Raw genomic sequence first — 24,990 nt, forward strand, 5'->3', positions numbered from 1 at the left:
GAGACAAACGCCGCACTATGCGGCGTTTTTTTATTTAACGATCAGGGTATTAAGCCAGGGACTAAAGAGGCGTCATAAAAATATCAAGTCAATGAGGTGCTACTTATTTTTTTTAAAAAAGTTTGTGTCATTACGAAAATCAAAAAGGTGATAAAAAAAGAAAGAGAACCCACGTCTAGCCACTGAAATACCTGATAATTCCCCGCCATTGCTCGCCTCTCTGCAAATGTTACAAATCACTACCAATTATGTGCACTTCGTCATAATCCTGACTTTTGTCCGCTAAAAAGCATTGATAATTCGCGTCGCGAAAAATAACCTAAAGACGGTAGTTAATTCGAGGGTATTTAAAACTACCCCTGACCATTTGGTCTTTTTTATTTACGCCGTTTCAGGCGTTTTAATTCGTCAAAGAGGAATAATCTATGCGTACGTTCAGTGGCAAACGTAGTGCGCTGGCGCTGGCTATTGCCGGTATGACAGCAATGTCGGGCCTGGTGGTGACACCAGAGGCGAAAGCGGCAGGCTTCATCGACGATTCTACCCTCACGGGCGGTATTTATTACTGGCAGCGTGAACGTGACCGTAAAGACGTCACTGAAGATAAATATAAAACCAACCTTTCGCACTCCACCTGGAACGCCAACCTGGACTTCCAGTCAGGTTATGCCGCGGATATGTTCGGTCTGGATATTGCTGCGTTCACCGCGATTGAAATGGCGGAAAACGGCGACAGCGGCCACCCAAACGAAATCGCCTTCTCCTCCAGTAACAAAGCGTATAAAGAAGACTGGTCCGGCGACAAGAGCGGTATCAGCCTTTACAAAGCCGCTGCGAAATTTAAATACGGCCCGGTCTGGGCGCGCGGTGGTTATATTCAGCCAACCGGCCAGACCCTGTTAGCGCCGCACTGGAGCTTTATGCCGGGTACCTATCAGGGTGCGGAAGCCGGGGCGAACTTTGACTACGGTGATGCGGGTGCGTTGAGCTTCTCCTATATGTGGACCAACGAGTACAAAGCGCCGTGGCACATCGAGATGGACAAGTTCTACCAGAACGATAAAAAAACCAAAGTCGATTACCTGCACTCGCTGGGCGCGAAGTACGACTTCAAAAACGATCTGGTGCTTGAAGCGGCATTTGGTCAGGCACAGGGCTATATCGATCAGTATTTTGCCAAGGCCAGCTATAAATTCGATGTCGCGGGTAGCCCGCTGAGCACCAGCTACCAGTTCTACGGCACGCGCGATAAAGCCAGCAATGGCACCGTTAACGACATTTATGACGGCACCGCGTGGCTGCAGGCGTTAACCTTCGGCTACAAGGTCGGTCAGGTTGATTTGCGTCTGGAAGGCACATGGGTGAAGGCGGAAGGGCAGCAGGGCTATTTCCTGCAGCGTATGACCCCGACCTACGCCTCCTCCAACGGTCGTCTTGATATCTGGTGGGATAACCGCTCAGACTTCAACGCCGACGGCGAGAAAGCGGTCTTCTTCGGCGCAATGTATGATCTGAAAAACTGGAACCTGCCTGGCTGGGCGGTGGGCGCGTCTTACGCTTACGCCTGGGATGCAAAACCTGCCGATATGGCAACCCCGGACGCATACTACGATCCCAACTATCGCCTGAAAGAGTCTTCCTACAGCCTCGATGCTATCTATACCCTGCAGGATGGCCGCGCGAAAGGCACAATGTTCAAACTGCACTTCACCCAGTATGACAACCACTCTGATATCCCGAGCTATGCGGGCGGTTACGGCAACATCTTCCAGGATGAACGTGACGTGAAATTCATGGTTATCGCCCCATTCACCATCTTCTGATGAACGCACCGGCGGGCTGAGTCCCGCCGGTATGGAGACTGCACATGATGAAAAAAATCGTAATCGTCGCGTTGCTGGCATCAGGGCTGGTGGCGTGTGCTCAGACACAGGCGCCGAAAGAGGACACCCGTCTGAAGGAGGCGTATAGCGCCTGCATTAATACTGCGGAAGGTTCGCCGGAGAAGATTGAAGCCTGTCAGAGCGTGCTGAACGTGCTGAAGAAAGAGAAAGCACACGAGCAGTTCGCGACGCAGGAAAACGTCCGCGTGATGGATTACCAGGCCTGCATTCAGGCGCGTAAAACCGGTAACGATCAGGAAGTGGCGAAGCGTTGCGATAAGATCTGGAACGAGATACGCAATAACAATAAATAAGTTGCTTTACGCCCGGTGGCGCTGCGCTTGCTGGACCTACAAAGGTGTCATAGCCCGTAGGCCCGGTAAGCGCAGCGCCTCCGGGCTTTTTTCAGGCAAAAAAAAGCCAACCTTACGGCTGGCTCAGAGTAAAAACACTCGCTTATTTCGCGTCGTGCGCGTGGTCGTCTTCGCGGCAGTCGCCTTCAGCGCAGTGACCGTAAAGGTACAGGCTGTGGTTCGTCAGTCGGATGCCATGACGCGCAGCGATTTCACGCTGGCGTGATTCGATGGAATCATCGCTGAATTCAATGACCTTGCCGCAATCGAGGCAGATCAGGTGATCGTGGTGCTGCTGCTGGGTCAGTTCGAAAACAGATTTACCGCCTTCGAAATTATGACGGGTAACAATGCCCGCGTCATCGAACTGGTTCAGCACGCGATAGACGGTAGCCAGCCCAATCTCTTCACCCATGTCGATAAGACGTTTATAGAGGTCTTCCGCACTGACATGGTGATTGTCTGGACCCTGAAGCACTTCAAGGATTTTTAACCGAGGAAGCGTAACTTTCAGGCCAGCCTTCTTTAATGCGGTATTGTTGTCAGTCATGCGGAATCTGTCCTGTTGCTAAACGATTCACTTCTGTAGGAAGTGACAGAAAATGCACCTGGGATAATGCGTCTCATTATAGAACTGCCACGGCTAAATGAAAACTGCAAGTCTCAGGCAAAATATGCTTATAAAAATGGGGTATCACCAACAAACTTGCTCAATGGAAAACCACATTTTATCAGGGAGACATTGTACAGGTCTGGGCGAAAAAGTTAAAAGATTGTAGCGATTAATTTAATCGGTTTGACCTGGAGCACGGGCGCAGCCGCCGCTGCGCCGCGATAAAATCAGGCGTTCAGAATATCGTCCAGGTGCAGTTCCTCACGGATCTGCTTCACCCATTTCTCAACGCGCTCTGCCGTCAGCTCTGGCTGACGGTCTTCGTCAATGGCCAGACCCACGAAGTGATCGTCATCGGCCAGGCCTTTAGACGCTTCAAAGTGGTAACCGGCAGTCGGCCAGTGGCCTACGATAACCGCGCCATTCGGCTCAATGATATCGCGGATGGTACCCAGCGCGTCACAGAAGTATTCGGCGTAGTCTTCCTGATCGCCACAGCCAAACAGGGCCACCAGCTTACCGTTGAAGTCCACTTCTTCCAGCGTCGGGAAGAAATCATCCCAGTCGCACTGGGCTTCACCGTAGTACCAGGTTGGGATACCCAGCAGCAGAATGTCATAGCCTTCCAGATCTTCTTTGCTGCTCTTGGCGATGTCATGCACATCAGCAACGTCTTTACCGAGCTGTTTTTGAATGTTTTTTGCGATATTTTCGGTATTGCCGGTATCACTGCCAAAGAAAATGCCGATGATTGCCATGAGTAAAATAACCTCTTGAAACTTAATAGTATGGTGGCGCAATTCGGCCACGGATAAGGGCAATAATAGCAGAACTGGCAACCCTGCGGAAACAGCTATCGCGCAGGACTGCACTCTGTGCTACATGAAAAGGGCGATAAAGGGGATTTTCAGACTTATGCCTGGCTGCGTAACGTCTCAAGCTGGGCGATCAACATCTCTTCAATGAGCTCGCTGCGGCTGATATTTCGCGCGTCAGCCAGTTCGTTCAGCGCATCGACGGCGTCGGCGTTAAGCTTCAGTTCGACACGCTTAAGCCCACGATTTTTATCGCGTTTAAGCTGGTTGCGTTTATTGATACGCAGCTGTTCATCGCGCGAAAGCGGATTCGTCTTGGGTCGTCCCGGGCGACGCTCATTCGCGAACAGATCTAGTGTCGTACGGTCCGTTTGTTCTTTGGCCATGATTCTGAGACTTCGGGGGAAACACGCCGCCCTGCTAATGCCCGGGCGATAAGCGCGCCATCATACATCACCAAAAACGGCACGCCAACGACTGGAAGCCCGCAGCCTTCCAGTCGCTTTCTTTTTAATCAATTTGCAGTATCAGCGAGATAGCGGCGAATGGCGCGCAGTACGGCATCCGGTTTCTCCGCATGCACCCAGTGCCCGGCACCGGCAATCACGTGGGCGCGAGCCTGCGGGAATTGGGACAGCAGCGTGTCGCGGTACGCGTCCGTAACATAAGGAGAGTTTCCGCCGCGAATAAAGAGGGTAGGGTGCGGCCAGGCAGGGACGGTTTCCCAGCCCACGATGTTGTTGTACTGGTCCCAGAGCACCGGCACGTTAAAACGCCATTGCCCGTCAACAAACGACTTCAGCAGGAACTGGACGACGCCTTCTTCATCAAGATGCTCACGCATGACGGCAGCCGCCTGTTGGCGTGTCGCAACACCCGCTTCTGTGACCGCATTTATGGCGGCAAAAATCTCGTCGTGACGGCGGACGTCGTAATCCACGGGCGCGACGTCAATCACCACCAGGCCGCTAATACGCTCCGGGGCCAGCGCCGTCAGGGCCATCACCGCTTTGCCACCCATTGAATGCCCGATGAGGGTCACCTTTTGCAGATCGTTGGCATCCAGCGTATCCAGCAGATCCTGCGCCATTGCCGCGTAGGTCATCTCGTCTGAACGCCCTGAAAGACCGTGATTGCGCATATCGACCTGTAAAATATCGTGGTCGGTAACCAGATCGCGCGCCAGCACGCCCAGGTTATCCAGGCTGCCAAAAAGCCCGTGAACCAGTACGATGGGAGAATTATTGTTCGGCGATTGTGCAGTTTGCGCTCGGGTATTCAATTTCATGGCAAAGTTCTTTTTTTACGTATGTCAGGTTAGGGTATCATGTTGACCATTCTGCCGCCCGGCTGCAAGGTTCCAGTTTAATCTGACTTTTGCCGCCAACCTGGTTTGACGCTATCCGCTGTTGGGATTTGACCTTATAATCCCAATGACTTGTATTCAGATAAGATATCGCACTGGATTAAGATGAAAACAATCGAAGTTGATGACGAACTCTATCAGTATATTGCCAGCCAGACGCGGCATATCGGGGAGAGTGCGTCCGACATTTTACGGCGCATGCTTAAAATTTCCGCCGCTTCACAGCCTGCTACCCCAGTCACCAAAGATGTCGTGTCTCAGCCGAGCGTTGTTGCGCAAGCAAAACCTGTCGTGACGCCGGCAAAAGATAAAGTGCGCGCGATGCGCGAGCTGCTGCTCTCCGATGAATACGCGGAGCAGAAAAAGGCGGTTAACCGCTTTATGCTGGTGCTGTCTACACTTTATTCACTGGATAACAAAGCGTTTGCTGAAGCGACCGAGTCGCTTCACGGCCGTACTCGCGTCTATTTCGCGGGCGACGAGCAGACGCTGCTGCAAAATGGCAATCAAACCAAACCCAAACATGTTCCTGGCACCCCGTACTGGGTGATCACCAATACCAATACGGGCCGCAAGTGCAGCATGATTGAACACATCATGCAGTCCATGCAGTTCCCGGCGGAATTGATTGAAAAGGTTTGCGGTACAATTTAACCCTTGCATCAGAAGGACCCGGTAATGGCAAATCACAGCCGTGCAGGCCAACCTGCACAACAAAGCGATTTGATTAACGTCGCTCAGCTGACCGCGCAGTATTACGTGCTGAAACCGGTCGTGGGCAACGCAGAACACGCAGTGAAGTTTGGTACATCCGGTCACCGCGGCAGCGCGGCGCGCCACAGCTTTAACGAACCGCACATTCTGGCCATTGCTCAGGCCATCGCGGAAGAGCGCGCTAAAAACGGCGTTACCGGTCCGTGCTACGTGGGGAAAGATACCCATGCCCTGTCTGAACCGGCGTTCATCTCTGTGGTGGAAGTGCTGGCGGCAAACGGCGTTGATGTGATTGTTCAGGAGAATAACGGCTTCACCCCAACGCCTGCGGTCTCTAACGCCATCCTGGTGCACAACAAAAAAGGTGGCGCGCTGGCTGACGGTATCGTTATCACGCCATCCCACAACCCGCCGGAAGACGGTGGTATCAAATACAACCCGCCTAATGGTGGCCCGGCCGACACTAACGTCACAAAAGTGGTGGAAGATCGTGCGAACGCCTTGCTGGCTGACGGTCTGAAAGGCGTGAAGCGCATCTCTCTGGATGCTGCCATGGCGTCCGGTCACGTGAAAGAGCAGGATCTGGTTCAGCCGTTCGTGGAAGGGCTGGCGGATATCGTTGATATGGCGGCTATCCAGAAAGCCGGCCTGAAGCTGGGCGTGGATCCGCTGGGCGGCTCCGGTATCGAATACTGGAAACGTATCGCCGAGCATTACAAGCTGGATCTGACCATCGTGAACGATCACGTCGATCAGACCTTCCGCTTTATGCACCTGGACAAAGACGGCGCGATCCGTATGGACTGCTCCTCCGAGTGCGCGATGGCGGGCCTGCTGGCGCTGCGTGATAAATTCGATCTGGCGTTTGCTAACGACCCGGATTATGACCGTCACGGTATCGTCACCCCTGCCGGGCTGATGAACCCGAACCACTATCTGGCCGTCGCGATTAACTACCTGTTCCAGCACCGTCCGCAGTGGGGCAAAGAGGTGGCTGTCGGTAAAACGCTGGTGTCCTCCGCGATGATCGACCGCGTGGTCGAGGCGCTAGGCCGCAAGCTGGTGGAAGTGCCGGTGGGCTTCAAATGGTTCGTTGACGGTCTGCACGACGGCAGCTTTGGTTTTGGTGGTGAAGAGAGCGCGGGGGCATCTTTCCTGCGTTTCGACGGCACGCCATGGTCAACCGATAAAGACGGCATCATCATGTGCCTGCTGGCAGCGGAAATCACCGCGGTCACCGGTAAGAACCCGCAGGAACATTACAATGACCTGGCGGCACGCTTTGGTGCACCAAGCTATAACCGTATTCAGGCTAGCGCGACGTCAGCTCAGAAAGCGGCCCTGTCCAAACTCTCTCCAGAGATGGTCAGCGCAAGCACCCTGGCGGGCGATCCGATCACTGCCCGTCTGACGGCAGCACCGGGCAACGGCGCATCCATTGGTGGTCTGAAAGTGATGACCGAGAACGGCTGGTTCGCCGCGCGTCCGTCCGGTACGGAAGATGCGTACAAAATCTATTGCGAAAGCTTCCTCGGCGCTGAGCACCGTCAGCAGATTGAGAAAGAAGCGGTAGAGATTGTCAGCGAAGTGCTGAAAAACGCGTAAATGGTGTTTGGTGCGGGCTGGTGCCCTCACCCCGGCCCTCTCCCACAGGGAGAGGGAGAAAACATTAAAAACGGCAACCTCAGGGTTGCCGTTTTGCTTTTACCTAACTGTGTTTGTTCTTCAATTCAAACCGTGGTGACACCAGACCGTACAGCGTCCAGCCCATAAAGGTCACCATCGCGCCATACAGCATCGCTTCCTGGCCGGATGAGTAGAGCGCATAGAAGCTGTAGATTGCCCCAATCAGCGCCACGATATTGGCCGCACGCGCTTTGCGTGGATCCACCTTCGCCACCTTCTGAATAATCACCAGTGCCGCCATCGACAGAATATACGGAATGATGTTTGTCACTACCGCCAGGTTGACCAGCACGTTGAACTGGCTGTTCAGCGACGGGCTAATGGTCATCAGCGACAATCCGCTCTGGAAGATGACAATTGCCAGCATCCCCTGCACCGGCGCATCCGCTTTGGTCACGCGGGAGAAGATTTTTGGGAAGTAACCTTCATCAGCCGAGGATTTAAACACCTGTGCGATGGTGAACTGCCAGCCGAGGAGTGAACCGCAGCAGGACATGACCATCAGACCCATGATCACTTTCCCGACTTCCGGGGTGAACATCTGCGCGAAGGCCAGCCCGAACGGCGCCGTGGAGTTAGCCAGATCCATATTCGGTACGATGCCCGCAATCACGTTAGTCGAGACGATATAGATCACCGCCGCGCCCAGCGTGCCGCCGAGGACCGCAATCGGCACGTTCTTCTCCGGGTTCTCTACCACTTCCGCGTTCGCGCAGGCGGATTCCAGACCCAGGAAGGCCCACAGCGTCATGGCGATGGATGACCCAACAGCGGTAAAGAACGGCACATGGTGCGGGTTCCAGGAATTCGCGTACAGTGTCGGGCTGAACCAGAACCAGCCGATGATGCACAGGCCGACAACCGGAATAATCACGCCCCAGACGGTGATGCTGGAGAGCTGCCCGGTGATACGCGCGCCGCCAAAGTTAGCCACGGTGCAGATCCACAGAACCCCGATGGTCGCCAGCCCAATTTGTACCGGGCTGAGCGTCGCGCCAAACAGCTCCGTACCGTAACCCACCGCGGAGATGGCAATCGCCACGTTGGCGATCAGCAGCGACACGCCGTAGGTATAGTTGGCCATAAAGTTGCCCGACTTGCCAAAGGCATACTCGGCATAGCCACCCATGCCGCCTGACTTACGGCTGAACATCCCGCACTTGGCGAACGCCCACGCCAGCGCCATTGAACCGACTGCCGTTACCAGCCAGGAGATGATAGAGATGGTACCCACCTCTGCCAGTTTGGTGGGCAGCATGATAATCCCGGAGCCCATCATGTTTACCATGGTGAGGATGGTCAGCTGCACCACGCCCATCTTATTGGACTTACTCATAATTTTTCTCCTTTCAGCAGCGCGGGCTGAGCGGCGGGTTGTTTGATGACGTTGCAGCGAACCTGTTTGCGCCCCTCACACTCTTCGACGTACACACCCTGCAGCTCCGGCGCGAAGCCCGGCAGAAGGTTGATGCCTTCTTCCAGCGCGGCAAAGTAGCGCAGCACGGAACCGCCCCAGACTTCCCCTGGGACCACGCACAATACCCCCGGTGGATAAGGAAGGGCGCCTTCGGCGGCGATGCGGCCTTCCGCGTCGCGCAGGGAGACCAGTTCAACATCACCGCGCAGATAGGCGTAGTTCGCGTCCTGCGGGTTCATCATCACGCGTGGGAAGTGAGACTTGCGGAACATCTCTTTCTGCAGCTGCTTCACGTTGTGGCGGGCGTACAGGTCATGCATCTCCTGGCAGATCTGGCGCAGGGTGTAATCCGCGTAACGCTCCGGATGCTGTTTGTAGAGAGAAGGCAGGACGTCTTTCAGCGGAACATCGCTCTCGAGCAGTTTTTCGAAGCGCACCAGCTGCGCCACCAACTGCTGCAGTTTGCCCATATCTTCTGCAGGCGTGAGCAGGAACAGGATCGAGTTGAGGTCGCATTTTTCCGGCACGATGCCGTTTTCGCGCAGGAAATTGGCAAGGATAGTGGCGGGCACGCCGAAGTCCTCATACTCCCCAGTGCGGGCGTTAATGCCCGGCGTGGTCAGCAGGAGCTTGCACGGGTCGATAAAATACTGATGCTCAGCGTAGCCTTCAAAAGCGTGCCAGTTTTCACCTGGTACGAAGTGGAAGAAGCGCAGATCGGTCGCAATCTCCGCGGTGTCCCAGCTTTCCCACGGGCGGCCATCCACCGTTTCCGGCACGAAGGGGCGCAGATACCGGCAGTTCTCCAGAATCAGCTTGCGCGCTTCGATACCGTTCACCACGCAGTCCATCCACATGTTGCGGCCGCTCTGGCCCTCATGCATACGGGCGTTAATGTCCAGCGCAGCGAACAGCGGATAAAACGGGCTGGTGGAGGCGTGCATCATAAATGCATTGTTCAGCCGCTTGTGCGGGACATAGCGCTGTTGCCCTTTGATATGGCTGTCTTTCTTGTGGATTTGCGAGGTCTGCGAGAAGCCGGCCTGCTGTTTATGCACGGACTGGGTGACCAGGATACCCGGATCGTTTTCGTTCAGCTCCAGCAGCAGCGGAGAGCAGTCGGCCATCATCGGAATAAACTGCTCGTAACCCACCCAGGCCGAGTCAAACAGGATGTAATCACACAGGTGCCCAATCTTATCCACCACCTGACGGGCGTTATAGATGGTGCCATCGTAGGTACCCAACTGGATCACCGCCAGACGGAACGGACGCGCATCGCGTGTACGGCCCGGTGCCACCTCTGCCACCAGCTCGCGCAGATAACTTTCTTCAAAGCAGTGGGCGTCAATGCCGCCAATAAAGCCGTACGGGTTGCGCGCGGTCTCCAGATAGACCGGCGTTGCGCCAGCCTGGAGGAGGGCACCGTGATGGTTAGATTTGTGGTTGTTACGGTCGAACAGCACCAGGTCGCCCGGGGTGAGCAGGGCGTTAAGAACCACTTTGTTGGATGACGAGGTGCCATTCAGCACGAAGTAGGTCTTATCGGCATTAAAGACTTTTGCCGCATGCTGCTGGGCGATGCACGGCGCGCCTTCGTGGATCAGCAGATCCCCCATCGCCACGTCGGCGTTGCACAGATCGGAGCGGAAAAGCGTCTCACCAAAGAAATCGACAAACTGATTACCGGCAGGATGGCGGCGGAAGAACTGGCCACCCTGATGCCCCGGGCAGTCAAACGCGCTGTTGCCCTGCTTAACATAGTCGACAAGCGCGCGGAAAAACGGCGGGCGCAGCTGAGTTTCGTACTTCTGGGCTGCCGCTTCCAGCTGGCGTCCATAAAAGTCGTTGCTGGTGTCTGAATACTCAAATACGCCATGAATGCGCGATAAATAGTCTGCCGGGATGAACTCTTCTTTGTGCGTCGCGACAAATACAGGAATGCCAAAACCGGTGGCTTCTATTTCATCCAGGATACCGCTGGCAATATCCGTGACCGCCAGAACAATGGCGGCAACATCAATATAATCAGAAGCGCGGACATCCACCAGTTCACGCAGGGTAGTAAAGCAATCCGGACATGCACGGCTGGCTGCGATTTTTAAACTTTTCATCTTTCTCTCTTTATTTTAGGTAATAAGCGTCCCTCGATTTCTTGCAAGAAAGAAATCGATAATTTTCCGGAAAAAAAGCAAAAGGTGACCGCTGATTAAAATCAGTGAATTGCTTTTTTGATGATTGAAATTCAGTCCGCCCGGTGCGGATGAGTCTGAATCAAGATGAATGAGCGCACGAGTTCACAGGCAATGGCCTGTAAAATAAGGTGTTTCAGGATAACCTGTAAGCGAGTGCGCCAGAAGGCGAAGGACTACCGGGCATTAAAGAGATGAAAGTCAAAGCAGTTTCGGTGGGCAAACATCATGATATGTGTTGTCCGCCTTATATGGGGCATTAAGCGATTGTTGTTTTCCATGTTTCATTTTCCTTTCAGTAATTGAAAGCATGGTCATTTTATCCAGGAAAAGGCGATTAACCGTGAGATAGATCACCGTTAACCGATCAAATCAGAAATAAATATTCGTTTCAAATGAATATGGCAGATCAAAATTCTGATTTGTTGATGATGCGTTAATGGGTTGTGTTATTAATGTTTTAAATGAGCGTAAATAACCCGTAAAAATAACGCGCTGGTTATTTGTGAAATATTTTCCGAGGGATTTGGTTTTTATTTAAAAATAAAGTGAATAGTTATTCAAAGCATAAACCGATAACCGATACCGGTTTCAGTTAATAAATGGCGAGGGCGAGCGGGGTCGACTTCGAGTTTCTGACGAAGGTGTCCCATATATATGCGTAAATAATGACTATGTTCTACAGCGTTGGGTCCCCACACCTGACTTAATAGCTGGCGTTGGGTGAGAACCTTGCCGTGGTTGTTGAGCAGTACGGCGAGCAGGCGAAATTCTATTGGCGTGAGGTGAATTTCCTCATCGCCGCGCACAATGCGTCGCGCGGCCAGGTCAACCCGGATATCCCCAAACGTGTAGGTTGGGTCAGCGGGCGTGGTGGCGCTATGGCGACGCAGCGCCACGCGAAGGCGAGCCTGCAGTTCGCCGATACCAAAAGGTTTAATCAGATAGTCATCCGCACCGGCATCCAGCGCCGCGATTTTATCCGTCTCTTCCGTACGGGCGGAGAGCACGAGGATCGGCATCTGGCTCCACTGACGCACTTCCCGGATAAAGTCGATGCCGTCACCGTCCGGTAGACCAAGATCGAGGATCACCAGGTCCGGCTTGCGGGTGGCGGCTTCAATTAAACCCCGCTGAAGCGTACCCGCATCATGAACGCGCAGACCGTCTCCTTCCAGCGCAGCGCGCAGAAAACGGCTAATGGCGATCTCATCTTCAACAATCAGAACGTTGATCACAAATCCTCTGGTAATTCATTAAGTTCTGGCGGGGTTTCCAGAGGAAGTGTAACACAAAACCGCGCGCCGCCTTCCGGACGATTCTCTGCGGAGATGGACCCGCCGTGGACGTCAATGATCGCCTGACAAATGGCCAGCCCCAGCCCGACGCCCGGAATGGCCGACTCCTTATTGCCGCGCGCGAATTTTTCGAAAATAGCCAACTCCTGCCCGGCAGGAATGCCCGGTCCGGTATCCCAGACGTCAAGGCGAAGCGCGCCATCGTCCACCGTCGCATCCACCCCTATTTGCGCGCTGGCGCCCGCATATTTGCCGGCATTTTCCAGCAGGTTAATCAGCACCCGCTCAAACAGCGGACCATCGACATGAATTAACGTCAGGGGCTCGGGCATGTTCAGCGCGATATGTCGCCCGCCAAGACCGGGTTCGAGCATTTTCAGGGCGCTGCCCACCACCTCTTCAAGCGTGAGCCACTCTTTTTTGAGGTTAAAACCGCCTGACTGGATACGCGCCATATCGAGCAGGTTATTCACCAGGCGCGTGGTATTCAGCACATGCTGGCGGATCTCGCTGGCCTGAAGGGCGTGTTTAGAGCCTTCCGCCGCCAGGTCCAGCGTCAGGATTTCTGACTGACCAAACAGGACGGTGAGCGGGGTTCGCAGATCGTGTGAGAGCGCCGCCAGCAGCGAGTTACGAATGCTTTCACGCTCGCTCGCCAGCCGGGCCTGCTCTTCGCTGGCGGTGAGGGCCAGCCGCTCCAGCGCGCTGGCAACCAGCAGCGTAAAGGTCTCCAGCAGCCGCTGCTGTTCGGGGATCATCAGCTGGCGCAGGTTTGAGGGCTCAACGATGACCAGCCCCTGATTTTTATCGGCGCTGCGCAGCGGCAGAATTTGATAGGGCACGCCGGGCAGGGTGTCGGTCCCTGCGCCCGCAGGCAGCCCTTTATCAAAGCTCCAGCGCGCGATAGCTTCGTCCCAGGGCGTCATGCCTGAGGCCGACGTCAGCGGACGCAGCTTGCCGTGTTCGTCCGGGAGTAAAATCAGGTTGCTGGCATGAAACGTCGAGCGAATAAACTGCTCGCTGGTCTGCACAATATCCAGCGGCGTGCGGCCCACCGCCAGCGATTTCGACATCTCATAGAGATGGCGCGTGCGCTGTTCGCGATAGCGGGCGATACGCGCCTGATAGCGCACGCCCGCCGTCAGATTCCCGATCACCAGCCCGACGGTGAGCATCACCGCGAAGGTGAGGATGTACTGCACGTCCGACACCGCGAGCGTCCCGCGGGGGGCAATAAAGAACAGATCGAAGCTGATGACGTTGATGACCGTTGCCAGTACCGACGGCCAGCGCCCGTAAAAGAGTGCCACCACCACCACGCCGAGCAGGTAGATCATCACCAGGTTGGCGGCGTCGAAGGCGAACAGCCACTGGCTGGCAATCATGGTAATCAGGGCGCAGAGCACGACGGCGACAAGACAGCCGCGCAGCTGAATGCGCCATTTATCGCTGAAGGCGCGGCTGTCCGGCGCGCGGCTGGGTAGCTGCGTGGGCTTATCATCCAGCGCTACGATCACCAGGTCCAGATCCGGGGCGCGGTGGGCCAGCTTGTCGGCAAACGATTCACGGCTAAACCAGCGGCGATGCTGGCGACGACCAATCACGATTTTCCCCAGATTGTGCTCACGGGCGTAGCGCAGAATGGCTTTATCTTCCTGAGGATCGGATAGGGTGGCGGTTTCGGCACCCAGCTCCTGCGCCAGGCGAAGCGAGCTCAGGATAGCGCGACGCTGGTTTTCGGGCAGAGCGTGCAGCTGCGGCGTTTCGACATATACCGCATGCCAGACGCTGCCAAATTTGGCCGCCAGGCGAGCGGCGGTGCGGACAAGCTTTTCATTGCCGCTGCCGTGACCCACGCACAGCAGGATGGCATCCCGCGTATGCCAGACGCGTTCCTGGCCCTGCAGGTCACGCCAGGCGCGCATCTGATCGTCGACGCGATCGGCAGTACGACGCAGAGCCAGCTCGCGCAGGGCAATCAGGTTACCTTTACGGAAGAAATGTTCGATGGCGCGCTCGGCCTGACCGGCAATATAAACCTTGCCTTCGTGCAGGCGCTGGCGCAAATCGTCAGGGGGCAGGTCAACCAGCACCACTTCATCGGCGGAATCAAAAAAGGGATCGGGCACCGTCTCGCGCACCTGAATGCCGGTGACGCCGCTCACCACGTCGTTCAGGCTTTCGAGATGCTGAACGTTAACCGTCGTGAAAACGTCGATGCCGGCTTCAAGCAGCTCTTCAACATCCTGCCAGCGCTTTGGGTGGCGTGAGCCTGGCGCATTGCTGTGCGCCAGCTCGTCCATCAGGATAAGGGCGGGACGGCGGGCGAGGGCGGCATCAAGATCGAATTCGGTAACTAACCGACCGCGGTGGCTGATGCGGCGGGGCGGCTGGGTAGCCAGCCCCTTCAGCAGCGATGCCGTCTCTTTACGTCCGTGGGTTTCTACCACGCCAATCAAAATATCGAGCCCCTGCGCCCGAAGCCGCTGGGCTTCCGTCAGCATGGCGAAGGTTTTCCCGACGCCTGCGCAGGCGCCAAAGAAAATTTTCAGTTTGCCGCGATGGGCTTCAGCCGTCTGTTCAAGCAGCCTGTCCGGATCCGGGCGCATGGGCTCGTCGGTCATTTAGTTTTTCCTTAGCGCGTCCAGCGCCAGATTCAGCTCAACAATATTCACCACGGGCATGCCGATAAAGCTGACCAGCGGTTTTTGCGTGTGCTCGGCAACCAGCTGGCTAACCTGTTCGACGGTCAGCTGACGGGCCGTGGCGACGCGCGGGATTTGCCAGGCCGCTGCTGCTGGCGTCAGGCTGTAGTCCAGCCCGCTGGCCGAGGCGGTGACCAGCTCTACGGGAACGTCACGGCTGGCCTGCGGATTGGCGGCGCGCAGGGCTGCCACGCGCTCAGCAACGGCTTTGTCCAGCTCAGGGTTGCTGCCCGCCAGGTTGCTGCCGCCGGATGCCATCGGATTATACGGGCTTTCGGCAGTGGCGGAAGGGCGTCCCTGGAAGTAACGGGCATCCGTAAAGTTCTGACCAATCAGGCGAGAACCGCGGTTTTCACCGCTTTGCATAATCAGCGAGCCGTTGGCCCGATCCTTAAACCACCACTGGCCCAGCGCGGTGGTCACCAGCGGATACAGCCCGCCGGTAATAAGAGACAGCAGAATAAACAGAAGTATAGCGGGGCGTAACATCGTCATTTGAATCACCTTTTAAACCAGGCCGAACAGCGTCAACAGCAGGTCGATAACCTTGATACCGATGAAAGGCACCACCAGCCCGCCCAGGCCGTAAATCCACAGGTTGCGGCGCAGCATGGCGGCGGCCGTGAGCGGCTTATAGCTCACGCCTTTCAGCGCCAGCGGGATCAGGAAGACAATAATCAGGGCGTTAAAGATCACCGCGCTCAGAATGGCCGAGGACGGGGAGTGCAGGTGCATCACGTTCAGGGCGTTTAATTGCGGATAGGTCGCAGCAAACGCGGCCGGAATGATGGCGAAATATTTCGCCACGTCGTTGGCGATACTGAACGTAGTCAGCGACCCGCGCGTCATCAGCATCTGCTTACCAATGTGCACCACTTCAATCAGTTTGGTCGGGTTAGAGTCGAGGTCGACCATGTTGCCCGCCTCTTTTGCCGCCTGGGTACCGGAGTTCATTGCCACCGCCACGTCGGCCTGCGCCAGGGCAGGGGCATCGTTGGTACCGTCACCCGTCATCGCCACCAGGCGGCCTTCCGCCTGATACTGACGAATCAGCGCCAGTTTCGCTTCCGGTGTGGCTTCAGAAAGAAAATCATCCACGCCCGCTTCGGCGGCAATCGCTGCGGCGGTAAGACGGTTATCCCCGGTGATCATCACCGTTTTGATCCCCATTTTACGCAGCTGGGCGAAGCGCTCCTTGATGCCGCCTTTGACGATATCCTTCAGGGCAATCACCCCGAGCACGCGCGCGCCCTCGGCCACCACCAGCGGCGTCGCCCCCTGACGGGCCACGCTTTCGACCAGGCTGTCCACTTCCGGTGGGAAGTGGCCGTTATTGGCCTCAATGTGGCGACGGATGGCGTCAACAGAGCCTTTACGGATCATGCGATCCTGAATGTTAATGCCGCTCATGCGGGTTTGCGCCGTGAAGGGCACGAAAGTGGCGTGCAGGCTCTGAACGTCGCGCTGGCGCAGGTTAAAGCGCTGCTTGGCGAGGATCACGATACTGCGGCCTTCCGGAGTTTCATCGGCAAGCGAAGAGAGCTGCGCGGCATCTGCCAGCGTTTTTTCATCCACGCCCGGCGCGGGTAAGAAATCTGACGCCTGGCGGTTACCGAGGGTAATGGTCCCGGTTTTATCCAGCAGTAAGACATCCACGTCACCGGCGGCTTCCACCGCACGTCCGCTGGTGGCGATGACGTTGGCACCGAGCATACGGCTCATGCCGGCCACGCCGATGGCTGACAGCAGGCCACCAATGGTGGTGGGGATCAGGCAGACCAGCAGCGCCACCAGCACCGTGATGGTGACCGCGGTGCCGCCGTAGGCGGAGAACGGCCACAGCGTCGCGGTTGCCAGCAGGAAGACGATGGTCAGGGCCACCAGCAGGATGGTCAGGGCAATCTCGTTCGGCGTTTTACGACGCTGGGCGCCTTCCACCATGGCGATCATCCGATCGAGGAACGTTTCCCCCGGGTTAACGCTACACTGGATCACCAGCCAGTCGGAGAGAATGCGCGTCCCGCCCGTCACGGAGGCGAAATCGCCGCCGGATTCACGGATAACCGGCGCGGATTCCCCGGTAATGGCGCTTTCATCCACCGAGGCGCCCCCTTCGATGACTTCTCCGTCGCAAGGGATAATGTCACCGGCCTCTACCAGCACCACATCGCCTTTACGCAGTTCATCCGCCGGAACGTGGTCCATCTGCGCGCCGTATTTCGGCTCACGTAGCTTGCGCGCGAAGGCGGTTTTTTTCACCCCTTTCAGGCTGTTGGCCTGGGCTTTACTCCGGCCTTCCGCCAGCGCTTCCGCAAAGTTGGCGAACAGCACGGTAAACCACAGCCACAGGCTGATGGCACCGGTAAACATCGCATTCCCCGGCATGTGGCCCGTTCCCATGGCAATCGCCAGGGCGGTGGTCAGCACGCTTCCCGCCCAGACAATAAACATCACCGGGTTGTGCCACTGCACGCGCGGGCTCAGCTTTTTCACCGCATCCATGAGCGCCTGGCGAACTAATGACGGTTCGAACAGGGCCAGTTGTTTACGACTCATGACAATTTCTCCGCAAATCAGCGTAAAGAGAGGTATTCCGCGACCGGGCCTAACGCGAGGGCGGGGATAAAGGTCAGGGCGCCGACCAGTAACACGGTGCCCGTCAGCAGGCCGATAAATAGCGCGCCGTGGGTCGGTAATGTCCCGGTGGTGGTCGGTTGAATTTTTTTATTCACCAGCGATCCGGCAATCGCCATAACCGGCACAATGATCCCGAAGCGACCCACAAACATGCAGAACGCCAGCAGGCAGTTCCAGAACGGTGAGTTGGCGCTTAAGCCTGCAAAGGCGCTGCCGTTGTTGTTAGCGGCAGAGGAGACGGCATACAGCACTTCACTAAAACCGTGAATGCCGGGGTTAAAGATGCCGCTGCGTCCGGCCTCGGTCATCAGGGCCAGCGCGGTGCCGAGCAGCACAAGCGCCGGGGTGACCAGAATCGCCAGCGCGGTTAATTTCATCTCGCGCACGTCGATTTTTTTACCGAGGTATTCCGGGGTGCGGCCAATCATCAAACCGGCAATAAATACCGCCAGCAGTACGAACAGCAGCATGCCGTACAGACCCGAGCCCACACCGCCAAACACCACTTCGCCAATCTGCATCAACCACATCGGGATCATGCCACCCAGCGCCGTAAAGGAATCGTGCATGGCGTTAACCGCCCCGCACGAGGCCGCCGTGGTGACCACCGCATAGAGGCTGCTGGCGAGAATGCCAAAGCGGCTCTCTTTACCTTCCATGTTGATTGCGCTATCGGCACCCAGCGAGAGGAAGTGCGGATTACCCTGCCACTCGGCCCACATCACCAGCGCAGCGCAGACCACGAAGATAAGCGACATCGTCCAGAGCAGGGTGCGGCCCTGACGGCGATCGTTGACCACGTCGCCAAAGGCAAAGCAGAGCGCGGCGGGGATCAGGAAAATGGCCAGCATCTGCACAAAATTGGTCAACGCGGTAGGGTTTTCAAACGGATGCGACGAGTTGGCGTTGAAGAAGCCACCCCCGTTCGTCCCGAGCATTTTTATGGCTTCCTGTGACGCCACTGGCCCCATCGGCAGGAGCTGTTTTGCGCCTTCCAGCGAGGTATAAGGCGCGTAAGGCATCAGGTTTTGCAGTGTGCCCTGCTGAATAAAGAACAGTGCGATCAGCAGCGCAATCGGCAGCAGGATCCACAGGGTAATGCGCGTCAGATCCACCCACGCGTTACCGAGCGTGCTCACCTTCTGGCGCGCAAACGCACGCGTCAGCGCGAAGATCACCGCTATACCGCTCGCGGCAGAGAGGAAGTTCTGCACGGTTAACCCGACCATCTGGCTGAAGTAGCTGAGCGTGGTTTCGCCGGAATAGGACTGCCAGTTAGTGTTGGAGACAAAACTGACCGCCGTGTTCAGTGCAAGATGCCAGGACAGGCCCGGTAACTGTTGCGGATTCAGCGGCAGGATGCCCTGTAACATCAGCATGGCAAAAAGCGCAACGAGCCCAACGATATTCAGCAGCAGAATGGCGATCAGATATTCACGCCAGTTCATCTCCCGATCGTCTATTCCCAGTACGCGCCAGATCCCTTTTTCAACGCTTCCCGTGCCGGGCAGGGGGACGTTGTTGATCAATCGTGCCAGTCCTGTTCCCAGTGGTCTTGCCAGAACGAACAGTACCACTAAGAAGCTGGCAATAAGCAGAAACGCCTGAGCAGCCATCAGAAGGCCTCCGCATTAATCAGGGCATAGACCAGATAACCCAATAACAGGAACACCAGCACGATGCCGGCAATAAGACCTGCACTCACAATCCACCTCCAGGTGACTTTCGTTGTTGTACTAACGGTAGGATTTCCGGCGCAAAGATTTCGCAAAAATGGGGAGGGCGGGTGTAAAAAAAGTATAAAAATGGCAAAGTCCACAATTTAACTATTGATAAGTAAATCGTTAACTTTTTTGTAACTTAATTACGGCGTGAATGTAAATATTCACTAAATGGATAAAAATAAGTGGTCGGATGAGTAGTAAAATTACAAACAAAGCGATATTATTTTAGCCAGGTCACAGATTTTGAATTTTCCGGATGACGTTTCCGGCCAACTATAGGGGAGAAAATATGGATCTTTATAAAGAGTATCCGGCTCATATCGTGTTCATGCGTCGCACTTTCGCCGTAGTGGCTGGTGTGCTGGCGCTGCCGGTGATGCTGTTCTGGAAAGATCGTGCACGTTTTTACAGCTATCTGCACCGCGTCTGGGCGAAAACCAGCGAGAAGCCGGTGTGGATGGATCAGGCCGAGAAAGCGACCTGCGATTTCTACTGATACGAAGACTACACATAGCAATAAAAAAAACCGCCACATTGCTGTTGGCGGTTTTTTGTCCCTCAGGATTCGCGGTCCGTTGGGTGGTCTTCAAGCCCTCGTCAGAGACTTACAAGAATATCTCGGGTCCTTAAGTAATCAAACGGCAAATCCCTAAATAGATTCTTAAAAATCATTTCAGTGGATTACCTTTTACGCGAGGGCCAACTACTATGCAGCGTCCCTTTCCGCCATCTCGCACATGGGCACCGGTCCCGGGAAAGGCGTCACCACAACCGTAAGTCAGGCTCTCGTCAGGGCTTGTGTCCACCGACTTATCACCGGTGGAGAACGGTGGAGCGGTTAGCTGCAGGGACCGCATAATGAAACGCTATTTATGTATTGCGTTCATTGTCGCCAGCGTGCTCGTTGTAAAGAGCGATGAACCGAATGTGTTTGTCGCTTTAACCACGATAGCGCAGGACAAGTAGCGTTAAGGCCGCCTCGGGCGGCCTTTTTTATTTCATCCCGTCTACACTTCATGGCAAAGTAGTTCAATGCATGCTTTTTCCTTTTACGGCATGCCCTTATGGACATAATGGACAATAGCCTGGAGTTTTATGCCCACCCATCTGGTTTGGTTTCGCGCGGATCTGCGCGTACATGACAACATCGCACTCGCGGCGGCCTGTCGCGACAACGACGCTAACGTACTGGCTCTGTTTATCGCCACGCCCGAGCAGTGGCGGCAGCACGATATGGCTCCCCGCCAGGCGGCCTTGCTCCGTGCTTATCTGACCGACCTGCAGCACTCGCTCGCCGGAAAAGGCATACCGCTTCTCTATAAAGAGGTGAGTGATTTTGCCGCACAGTTGCAGACGGTGCAGGAGATCTGTAAGCAGCACAACGTCACGCGTCTTTTTTACAACTATCAGTACGAATTCAACGAGCAGCAGCGCGACCGTCAGCTGGAGAAGTTGCTGGAAGGGGTGGTCTGCGAAGGGTTTGATGACAGCGTGATGCTGGCACCGGGCAGCGTGATGACCGGCAGCCACGAGATGTATAAAGTTTTTACGCCGTTCAAAAATGCCTTTATCAAGCGTCTGAAAGAGGCGCTGCCGGAGTGCGTTGCCGCGCCTGCCGTGCGAGGTGAAGCCATAAAGGACCTCCCTGAACTGACGTTTGATTACCCTCAGCAGCCGTTTGATGAAGCGCTGTTCCCCGCCGACGAGAAAGCGGCTATCGCCCAACTGCGCCAGTTCTGCAAACAGGACGCGGCCTGGTACGACGCGCGTCGGGATTTTCCCGCCATCGAGGGCACCAGCCGCCTGTCGGCCTGTCTGGCGCTGGGCGCGATCTCTCCTCGGCAGTGTTTACATCGCCTGCTGGCGGAGCAGCAGCAGGCGCTGGAGGGGGGCGCAGGGTCCGTCTGGCTGAATGAACTGATCTGGCGCGAGTTCTACCGCCATCTTATGACGTATCACCCTGATTTATGTAAGCATCGTCCCTTCATTGGCTGGACCGATAATGTAAAGTGGCAACTGAACGATCGGCTGCTGAAAGCCTGGCAAACAGGGCAGACGGGTTACCCGATAGTCGATGCCGCCATGCGTCAGCTTAATGAGACGGGGTGGATGCACAACCGTCTGCGGATGATTACCGCCAGCTTTCTGGTGAAGGATCTGCTTATCGACTGGCGTATCGGAGAGCGCTATTTTATCTCTCAGCTGATCGATGGCGATCTCGCGGCGAATAACGGCGGCTGGCAGTGGGCGGCCTCTACCGGCACCGATGCCGCGCCCTATTTCCGGATTTTTAATCCGACCACTCAGGGACAAAAATTTGATGCGGACGGCGAGTTTATCCGCCGCTGGGTGCCTGAGCTTAACGGTATACCTGCTAAAGCGATCCACGAACCGTGGGCGTGGGCGGATAAACAGCGTGTAAAGCTGGATTACCCTCGTCCGGTTGTCGACCATAAACAGGCGCGTGTCGCCACGCTGGCGGCGTACGAAGCTGCCCGCAAAGCATAAGAGAGTGATGATGAAAAACAGCGAACTGGAAAGCCTGATTAACGAAAAACTGAACAGCACGTCCTTCAGCGATTACGGCCCGAACGGGCTCCAGGTTGAGGGGCGCGAGACGGTGCAAAAAATTATTACCGGCGTGACGGCAAGCCAGGCGCTGCTGGACGAGGCTGTTCGTCAGGACGCTGACGCGGTGATCGTCCATCACGGTTACTTCTGGAAAAACGAATCGCCGATTATTCGCGGGATGAAGCGCAACCGCCTGAAAACGCTGCTGGCAAATGACATCAACCTGTACGGTTACCACCTGCCGCTGGATGCGCACCCGGAGCTCGGCAACAACGTCCAGCTGGCGCAGCTACTGGGCATTACCGTGATGGGCGAAATTGAGCCGCTGGTGCCGTGGGGCGAACTGTCGATGCCGGTTCCGGGGCTGGAGCTGGCCTCGTGGATTGAAGCGCGCCTGGGGCGTCGCCCGCTGTGGAGCGGTGATACCGGTCCGGATACGGTGAAGCGTGTTGCCTGGTGTACCGGGGGCGGTCAGGGCTTTATCGACAGCGCCGCGCGTTTTGGCGTCGATGCTTTTATCACCGGCGAGGTTTCCGAGCAGACCATCCATTCTGCGCGTGAACAGGGACTGCATTTTTACGCGGCAGGCCATCATGCCACCGAGCGCGGCGGCATTCGCGCCCTCAGCGAGTGGCTGACGGAAAATACCGACCTGGATGTGACCTTTATTGATATCCCTAATCCGGCCTGATGAGAGGTGCCTGAGTGCAGCGAGCGCGTTGTTATCTTCTGGGAGAAACGGCAGTGGTTCTGGAGCTCGAGCCGCCGGTGACCCTTGCCACGCAAAAGCGAATCTGGCGGCTAACACAGCGTCTGGTCGAACTACCGGAAGTGGTTGAGGCCATTCCGGGGATGAATAACATCACCGTGGTGCTGCGTAGCCCGCATACGCTGGCGCTGGATGCCATCGAACGTTTGCAGCGCTGGTGGGAAGAGAGTGAGGCGCTGGAGCCGGAATCGCGTGCCATTGAGATCCCGGTCGTTTATGGCGGTACGGGTGGGCCGGATCTTAGCGTGGTGGCAGACCACTGCGGATTAACTGAAAAGCAGGTTGTTGAGCTGCACAGCTCGGTGGACTACGTGGTCTGGTTCCTGGGGTTTCAGCCCGGATTTCCGTATCTGGGGGGATTATCCCCTCAGCTGCATACGCCACGCCGTGCCGAACCGCGCCTGAGCGTACCCGCGGGGACGGTGGCTATCGGCGGCGAGCAGACCGGCGTTTATCCGCTGACATCGCCTGGCGGCTGGCAGCTTATTGGGCATACCGCGACACCGTTATTTGACCCGGGGCTGGAGACGCCGATACTCCTGCGTCCCGGCGATACCCTTCGCTTTATCCCGCAGAAGGAGGGGGTATGTTAACGCTTATTCGCGCCGGGCTTTATACCTCCGTACAGGATGCGGGCCGCTTTGGTATGCGCCAGTCTGGCGTGAGCTATTGTGGCGCGCTGGACAGGCCTGCGCTGGAGATTGCTAACGTGCTGGTGGGCAACCCCGGCAATACGGCCGCGCTCGAAATTACGCTCGGCCAGTGCGTCATTGAGTTTAGTCAGGAGACCTGGTTTGCCTTAACCGGCGCAGGGTGTGACGCGACGCTGGATGGCAAAGCGGTGTGGACCGGGTGGCGGCTGCGGGCCAAAGCCGGACAGCGTCTGACCTTAAAGCGTCCTTTGCACGGTGTGCGTAGCTATCTCGCGGTGGCGGGCGGCATCGACGTGCCGGAAGTGCTGGGCTCGTCCAGTACCGATCAGAAAGCCGGGATCGGCGGTCACGAAGGGCGTCTGCTGCGCGACGGCGATCGGCTGGCAATCAAGCCCTCCGCGCGCCATTTCTCCACCACGCAGGGCGTAAAACAGCTGCTGTGGGGAAACCAGATCCGCGCCTTACCGGGGCCGGAATATCATGAGTTTGACGAGGCGTCTAAAGAGTCCTTCTGGCGCTCGCCGTGGAAGCTCAGCCCGCAGAGTAACCGCATGGGCTACCGCCTGCAGGGACAGCCGCTGACCCGCACGACGGACCGGGAACTGCTCTCCCACGGTTTATTGCCGGGGGTTATTCAGGTGCCGGGCAACGGTCAACCCATCGTGTTAATGAACGACGCGCAGACAACGGGCGGCTATCCGCGCATTGCCTGCATCATTGAAGCCGATCGCTACCATCTAGCGCAAATTCCCCTCGGCCAGCCGATTCACTTCGTGCAGTGTTCGCTGGAGGAGGCGCTTAAGGCGCGGCAGGATCAGCAGCGTTATCTGGAGCAGCTGGCGTGGAGGCTTGATGGTAAAGATTGATCTGAATGCCGATCTGGGGGAGGGCAGCAGCGCCGATGCGGCGCTGATGACGCTGGTCACCTCGGTCAACATCGCCTGTGGCTTTCACGCGGGCGATGCGCAAACCATGCTGGAGAGCGTGCGTAATGCCATTAGAAATGGCGTCGCGATAGGCGCTCATCCGAGCTTCCCCGACCGGGAAAACTTTGGCCGCACGGCGATGGAACTGCCGCCGGAGACGGTCTACGCTCAGGTGCTCTACCAGATCGGCGCGCTGGAGGCGATGGTGCGCGCCGAGAAGGGCGTGATGCGCCACGTGAAGCCGCACGGCATGCTCTATAACCAGGCGGCGAAAGATCCGGCGCTGGCGGAGGCGATTGCCCGCGCGGTGCGGGACTGTAATCCGCAGCTGATTCTGGTAGGCCTTGCGGGCAGCGAGCTTATTCGCGCCGGACAGCGGCTGGGCCTGACCACCCGTCAGGAAGTGTTTGCCGATCGGGGATACCTGCCGGACGGCAGCCTGGTTCCACGTACGCAGGCCGGGGCGCTGATTACCGACGAAGCTAAAGCGCTGGCGCAGACGCTGGAGATGGTGCGCGCCGGGCGGGTGACCGCCGTGGACGGAACATTGGCAAACGTGCAGGCCGATACGGTGTGTTTACACGGCGACGGCGAGCATGCGCTTCAGTTCGCGCGCCGCTTGCGCGCAGCGTTCTCTGAAGAGGGCATTCTGGTCAGCGCAGAATAAT

The 24,990-nt window shown here is 56.5% G+C and carries 23 protein-coding genes; 10 read left to right on the plus strand and 13 right to left on the minus strand.

Translation table 11 applies throughout. The features are described 5' to 3' along the window. The first annotated feature begins 425 nt into the window (after positions 1–425). Together chiP and chiQ are read left to right on the plus strand one after the other, a co-directional pair. Complete coding sequence (chiP, locus tag GVO84_RS06140) at positions 426–1,823, plus strand: chitoporin ChiP (RefSeq protein WP_159513658.1); 1,398 nt, start codon at positions 426–428, stop codon at positions 1,821–1,823. A gap of 47 nt (positions 1,824–1,870) precedes the next feature. After that, positions 1,871–2,197, plus strand: a complete 327-nt coding sequence (chiQ, locus tag GVO84_RS06145; RefSeq protein ID WP_032661388.1) for a ChiQ/YbfN family lipoprotein — start codon at positions 1,871–1,873, stop codon at positions 2,195–2,197. Between the two features lie 142 nt (positions 2,198–2,339). On the opposite strand, the gene fur is transcribed toward chiQ, so the two are convergent. From fur to ybfF, 4 genes are all read right to left on the minus strand, one after another. Next, complete coding sequence (fur, locus tag GVO84_RS06150) at positions 2,340–2,786, minus strand: ferric iron uptake transcriptional regulator (protein ID WP_023310771.1); 447 nt, start codon at positions 2,784–2,786, stop codon at positions 2,340–2,342. A gap of 290 nt (positions 2,787–3,076) precedes the next feature. Continuing rightward, entirely contained in the window at positions 3,077–3,607 is a 531-nt protein-coding gene (gene fldA / locus GVO84_RS06155) for a flavodoxin FldA (RefSeq protein ID WP_008501067.1), read from the minus strand. Between the two features lie 155 nt (positions 3,608–3,762). Beyond that, on the minus strand, positions 3,763–4,050 hold the full coding sequence (gene ybfE, locus GVO84_RS06160) for a LexA regulated protein (protein ID WP_023334913.1): 288 nt from the start codon (positions 4,048–4,050) through the stop codon (positions 3,763–3,765). Between the two features lie 128 nt (positions 4,051–4,178). Continuing rightward, positions 4,179–4,952: an esterase gene (gene ybfF, locus GVO84_RS06165; protein ID WP_159513659.1), complete on the minus strand. Its 774-nt coding sequence runs from the start codon at positions 4,950–4,952 to the stop codon at positions 4,179–4,181. A 183-nt stretch (positions 4,953–5,135) separates the two neighbouring features. Between ybfF and seqA the strand changes: the two genes are divergently transcribed. Both seqA and pgm read left to right on the plus strand, forming a co-directional pair. Then, entirely contained in the window at positions 5,136–5,684 is a 549-nt protein-coding gene (gene seqA, locus GVO84_RS06170; protein WP_094934385.1) for a replication initiation negative regulator SeqA, read from the plus strand. Between the two features lie 24 nt (positions 5,685–5,708). Continuing rightward, positions 5,709–7,349 carry a phosphoglucomutase (alpha-D-glucose-1,6-bisphosphate-dependent) gene (gene pgm, locus GVO84_RS06175; protein WP_032649535.1) on the plus strand — a complete coding sequence of 547 codons (1,641 nt, stop codon included), beginning with the start codon at positions 5,709–5,711 and terminating at the stop codon, positions 7,347–7,349. A gap of 103 nt (positions 7,350–7,452) precedes the next feature. Here the strand turns inward: pgm and potE are convergent, their stop codons facing one another. The 9 genes from potE to kdpF form a co-directional block, all read right to left on the minus strand. Then, positions 7,453–8,766 (minus strand): putrescine-ornithine antiporter, encoded by a 1,314-nt coding sequence (potE, locus tag GVO84_RS06180; RefSeq protein ID WP_014831099.1) that lies wholly within the window; start codon positions 8,764–8,766, stop codon positions 7,453–7,455. Continuing rightward, on the minus strand, positions 8,763–10,961 hold the full coding sequence (gene speF / locus GVO84_RS06185; RefSeq protein WP_159513660.1) for an ornithine decarboxylase SpeF: 2,199 nt from the start codon (positions 10,959–10,961) through the stop codon (positions 8,763–8,765). The genes potE and speF overlap by 4 nt, the downstream gene beginning before the upstream one ends. A gap of 254 nt (positions 10,962–11,215) precedes the next feature. Next, positions 11,216–11,320 (minus strand): leader peptide SpeFL, encoded by a 105-nt coding sequence (gene speFL, locus GVO84_RS06190; RefSeq protein ID WP_003858645.1) that lies wholly within the window; start codon positions 11,318–11,320, stop codon positions 11,216–11,218. A gap of 279 nt (positions 11,321–11,599) precedes the next feature. Next, positions 11,600–12,277, minus strand: a complete 678-nt coding sequence (gene kdpE, locus GVO84_RS06195) for a two-component system response regulator KdpE (protein ID WP_024908812.1) — start codon at positions 12,275–12,277, stop codon at positions 11,600–11,602. Beyond that, complete coding sequence (gene kdpD, locus GVO84_RS06200) at positions 12,274–14,961, minus strand: two-component system sensor histidine kinase KdpD (RefSeq protein ID WP_159513661.1); 2,688 nt, start codon at positions 14,959–14,961, stop codon at positions 12,274–12,276. Before kdpD ends, kdpE begins: the two co-directional genes overlap by 4 nt. Next, positions 14,962–15,537: a potassium-transporting ATPase subunit KdpC gene (gene kdpC, locus GVO84_RS06205; protein ID WP_121425444.1), complete on the minus strand. Its 576-nt coding sequence runs from the start codon at positions 15,535–15,537 to the stop codon at positions 14,962–14,964. 12 nt (positions 15,538–15,549) lie between these two features. Beyond that, positions 15,550–17,598, minus strand: a complete 2,049-nt coding sequence (kdpB, locus tag GVO84_RS06210; RefSeq protein ID WP_023334922.1) for a potassium-transporting ATPase subunit KdpB — start codon at positions 17,596–17,598, stop codon at positions 15,550–15,552. Positions 17,599–17,615: 17 nt separating this feature from the next. Then, positions 17,616–19,295: a potassium-transporting ATPase subunit KdpA gene (gene kdpA / locus GVO84_RS06215; protein WP_159513662.1), complete on the minus strand. Its 1,680-nt coding sequence runs from the start codon at positions 19,293–19,295 to the stop codon at positions 17,616–17,618. Beyond that, a complete protein-coding gene (kdpF, locus tag GVO84_RS06220; protein WP_014069365.1) occupies positions 19,295–19,384 on the minus strand; it encodes a K(+)-transporting ATPase subunit F in 90 nt (29 codons plus the stop codon). Before kdpF ends, kdpA begins: the two co-directional genes overlap by 1 nt. A gap of 308 nt (positions 19,385–19,692) precedes the next feature. Between kdpF and GVO84_RS06225 the strand changes: the two genes are divergently transcribed. The 6 genes from GVO84_RS06225 to pxpA all read left to right on the plus strand — a co-directional run bounded on the left by GVO84_RS06225 (position 19,693) and on the right by pxpA (position 24,989). After that, complete coding sequence (locus GVO84_RS06225; RefSeq protein ID WP_014069366.1) at positions 19,693–19,899, plus strand: YbfA family protein; 207 nt, start codon at positions 19,693–19,695, stop codon at positions 19,897–19,899. Between the two features lie 599 nt (positions 19,900–20,498). Beyond that, on the plus strand, positions 20,499–21,911 hold the full coding sequence (phrB, locus tag GVO84_RS06230; RefSeq protein ID WP_159513663.1) for a deoxyribodipyrimidine photo-lyase: 1,413 nt from the start codon (positions 20,499–20,501) through the stop codon (positions 21,909–21,911). 10 nt (positions 21,912–21,921) lie between these two features. Beyond that, positions 21,922–22,665 carry a type 2 GTP cyclohydrolase I gene (locus tag GVO84_RS06235; RefSeq protein WP_121425655.1) on the plus strand — a complete coding sequence of 248 codons (744 nt, stop codon included), beginning with the start codon at positions 21,922–21,924 and terminating at the stop codon, positions 22,663–22,665. Positions 22,666–22,679: 14 nt separating this feature from the next. Further along, entirely contained in the window at positions 22,680–23,336 is a 657-nt protein-coding gene (pxpB, locus tag GVO84_RS06240; RefSeq protein ID WP_121425441.1) for a 5-oxoprolinase subunit PxpB, read from the plus strand. Then, positions 23,330–24,262 (plus strand): 5-oxoprolinase subunit PxpC, encoded by a 933-nt coding sequence (gene pxpC, locus GVO84_RS06245; RefSeq protein WP_134349100.1) that lies wholly within the window; start codon positions 23,330–23,332, stop codon positions 24,260–24,262. The genes pxpB and pxpC overlap by 7 nt, the downstream gene beginning before the upstream one ends. Next, positions 24,249–24,989 carry a 5-oxoprolinase subunit PxpA gene (pxpA, locus tag GVO84_RS06250; RefSeq protein ID WP_159513664.1) on the plus strand — a complete coding sequence of 247 codons (741 nt, stop codon included), beginning with the start codon at positions 24,249–24,251 and terminating at the stop codon, positions 24,987–24,989. Before pxpC ends, pxpA begins: the two co-directional genes overlap by 14 nt. Position 24,990: the final 1 nt, after the last annotated feature.

It is taken from the genome of Enterobacter sp. SM3 (assembly GCF_009811935.2).
GTDB lineage: Bacteria > Pseudomonadota > Gammaproteobacteria > Enterobacterales > Enterobacteriaceae > Enterobacter > Enterobacter asburiae_D.

Coding starts and splice junctions, on each gene's coding strand:
- kdpB (WP_023334922.1), bottom strand. CDS start 17,598: ATGAGTCGTAAACAACTGGCCCTGTTCGAACCGTCATTAGTTCGCCAG.
- kdpA (WP_159513662.1), bottom strand. CDS start 19,295: ATGGCTGCTCAGGCGTTTCTGCTTATTGCCAGCTTCTTAGTGGTACTG.
- pxpC (WP_134349100.1), top strand. CDS start 23,330: ATGTTAACGCTTATTCGCGCCGGGCTTTATACCTCCGTACAGGATGCG.
- chiQ (WP_032661388.1), top strand. CDS start 1,871: ATGAAAAAAATCGTAATCGTCGCGTTGCTGGCATCAGGGCTGGTGGCG.
- speFL (WP_003858645.1), bottom strand. CDS start 11,320: ATGGAAAACAACAATCGCTTAATGCCCCATATAAGGCGGACAACACAT.
- ybfF (WP_159513659.1), bottom strand. CDS start 4,952: ATGAAATTGAATACCCGAGCGCAAACTGCACAATCGCCGAACAATAAT.
- speF (WP_159513660.1), bottom strand. CDS start 10,961: ATGAAAAGTTTAAAAATCGCAGCCAGCCGTGCATGTCCGGATTGCTTT.
- seqA (WP_094934385.1), top strand. CDS start 5,136: ATGAAAACAATCGAAGTTGATGACGAACTCTATCAGTATATTGCCAGC.
- kdpC (WP_121425444.1), bottom strand. CDS start 15,537: ATGACGATGTTACGCCCCGCTATACTTCTGTTTATTCTGCTGTCTCTT.
- GVO84_RS06235 (WP_121425655.1), top strand. CDS start 21,922: ATGAAAAACAGCGAACTGGAAAGCCTGATTAACGAAAAACTGAACAGC.
- GVO84_RS06225 (WP_014069366.1), top strand. CDS start 19,693: ATGGATCTTTATAAAGAGTATCCGGCTCATATCGTGTTCATGCGTCGC.
- potE (WP_014831099.1), bottom strand. CDS start 8,766: ATGAGTAAGTCCAATAAGATGGGCGTGGTGCAGCTGACCATCCTCACC.
- fldA (WP_008501067.1), bottom strand. CDS start 3,607: ATGGCAATCATCGGCATTTTCTTTGGCAGTGATACCGGCAATACCGAA.
- pgm (WP_032649535.1), top strand. CDS start 5,709: ATGGCAAATCACAGCCGTGCAGGCCAACCTGCACAACAAAGCGATTTG.
- chiP (WP_159513658.1), top strand. CDS start 426: ATGCGTACGTTCAGTGGCAAACGTAGTGCGCTGGCGCTGGCTATTGCC.
- phrB (WP_159513663.1), top strand. CDS start 20,499: ATGCCCACCCATCTGGTTTGGTTTCGCGCGGATCTGCGCGTACATGAC.
- ybfE (WP_023334913.1), bottom strand. CDS start 4,050: ATGGCCAAAGAACAAACGGACCGTACGACACTAGATCTGTTCGCGAAT.
- kdpD (WP_159513661.1), bottom strand. CDS start 14,961: ATGACCGACGAGCCCATGCGCCCGGATCCGGACAGGCTGCTTGAACAG.
- pxpA (WP_159513664.1), top strand. CDS start 24,249: ATGGTAAAGATTGATCTGAATGCCGATCTGGGGGAGGGCAGCAGCGCC.
- fur (WP_023310771.1), bottom strand. CDS start 2,786: ATGACTGACAACAATACCGCATTAAAGAAGGCTGGCCTGAAAGTTACG.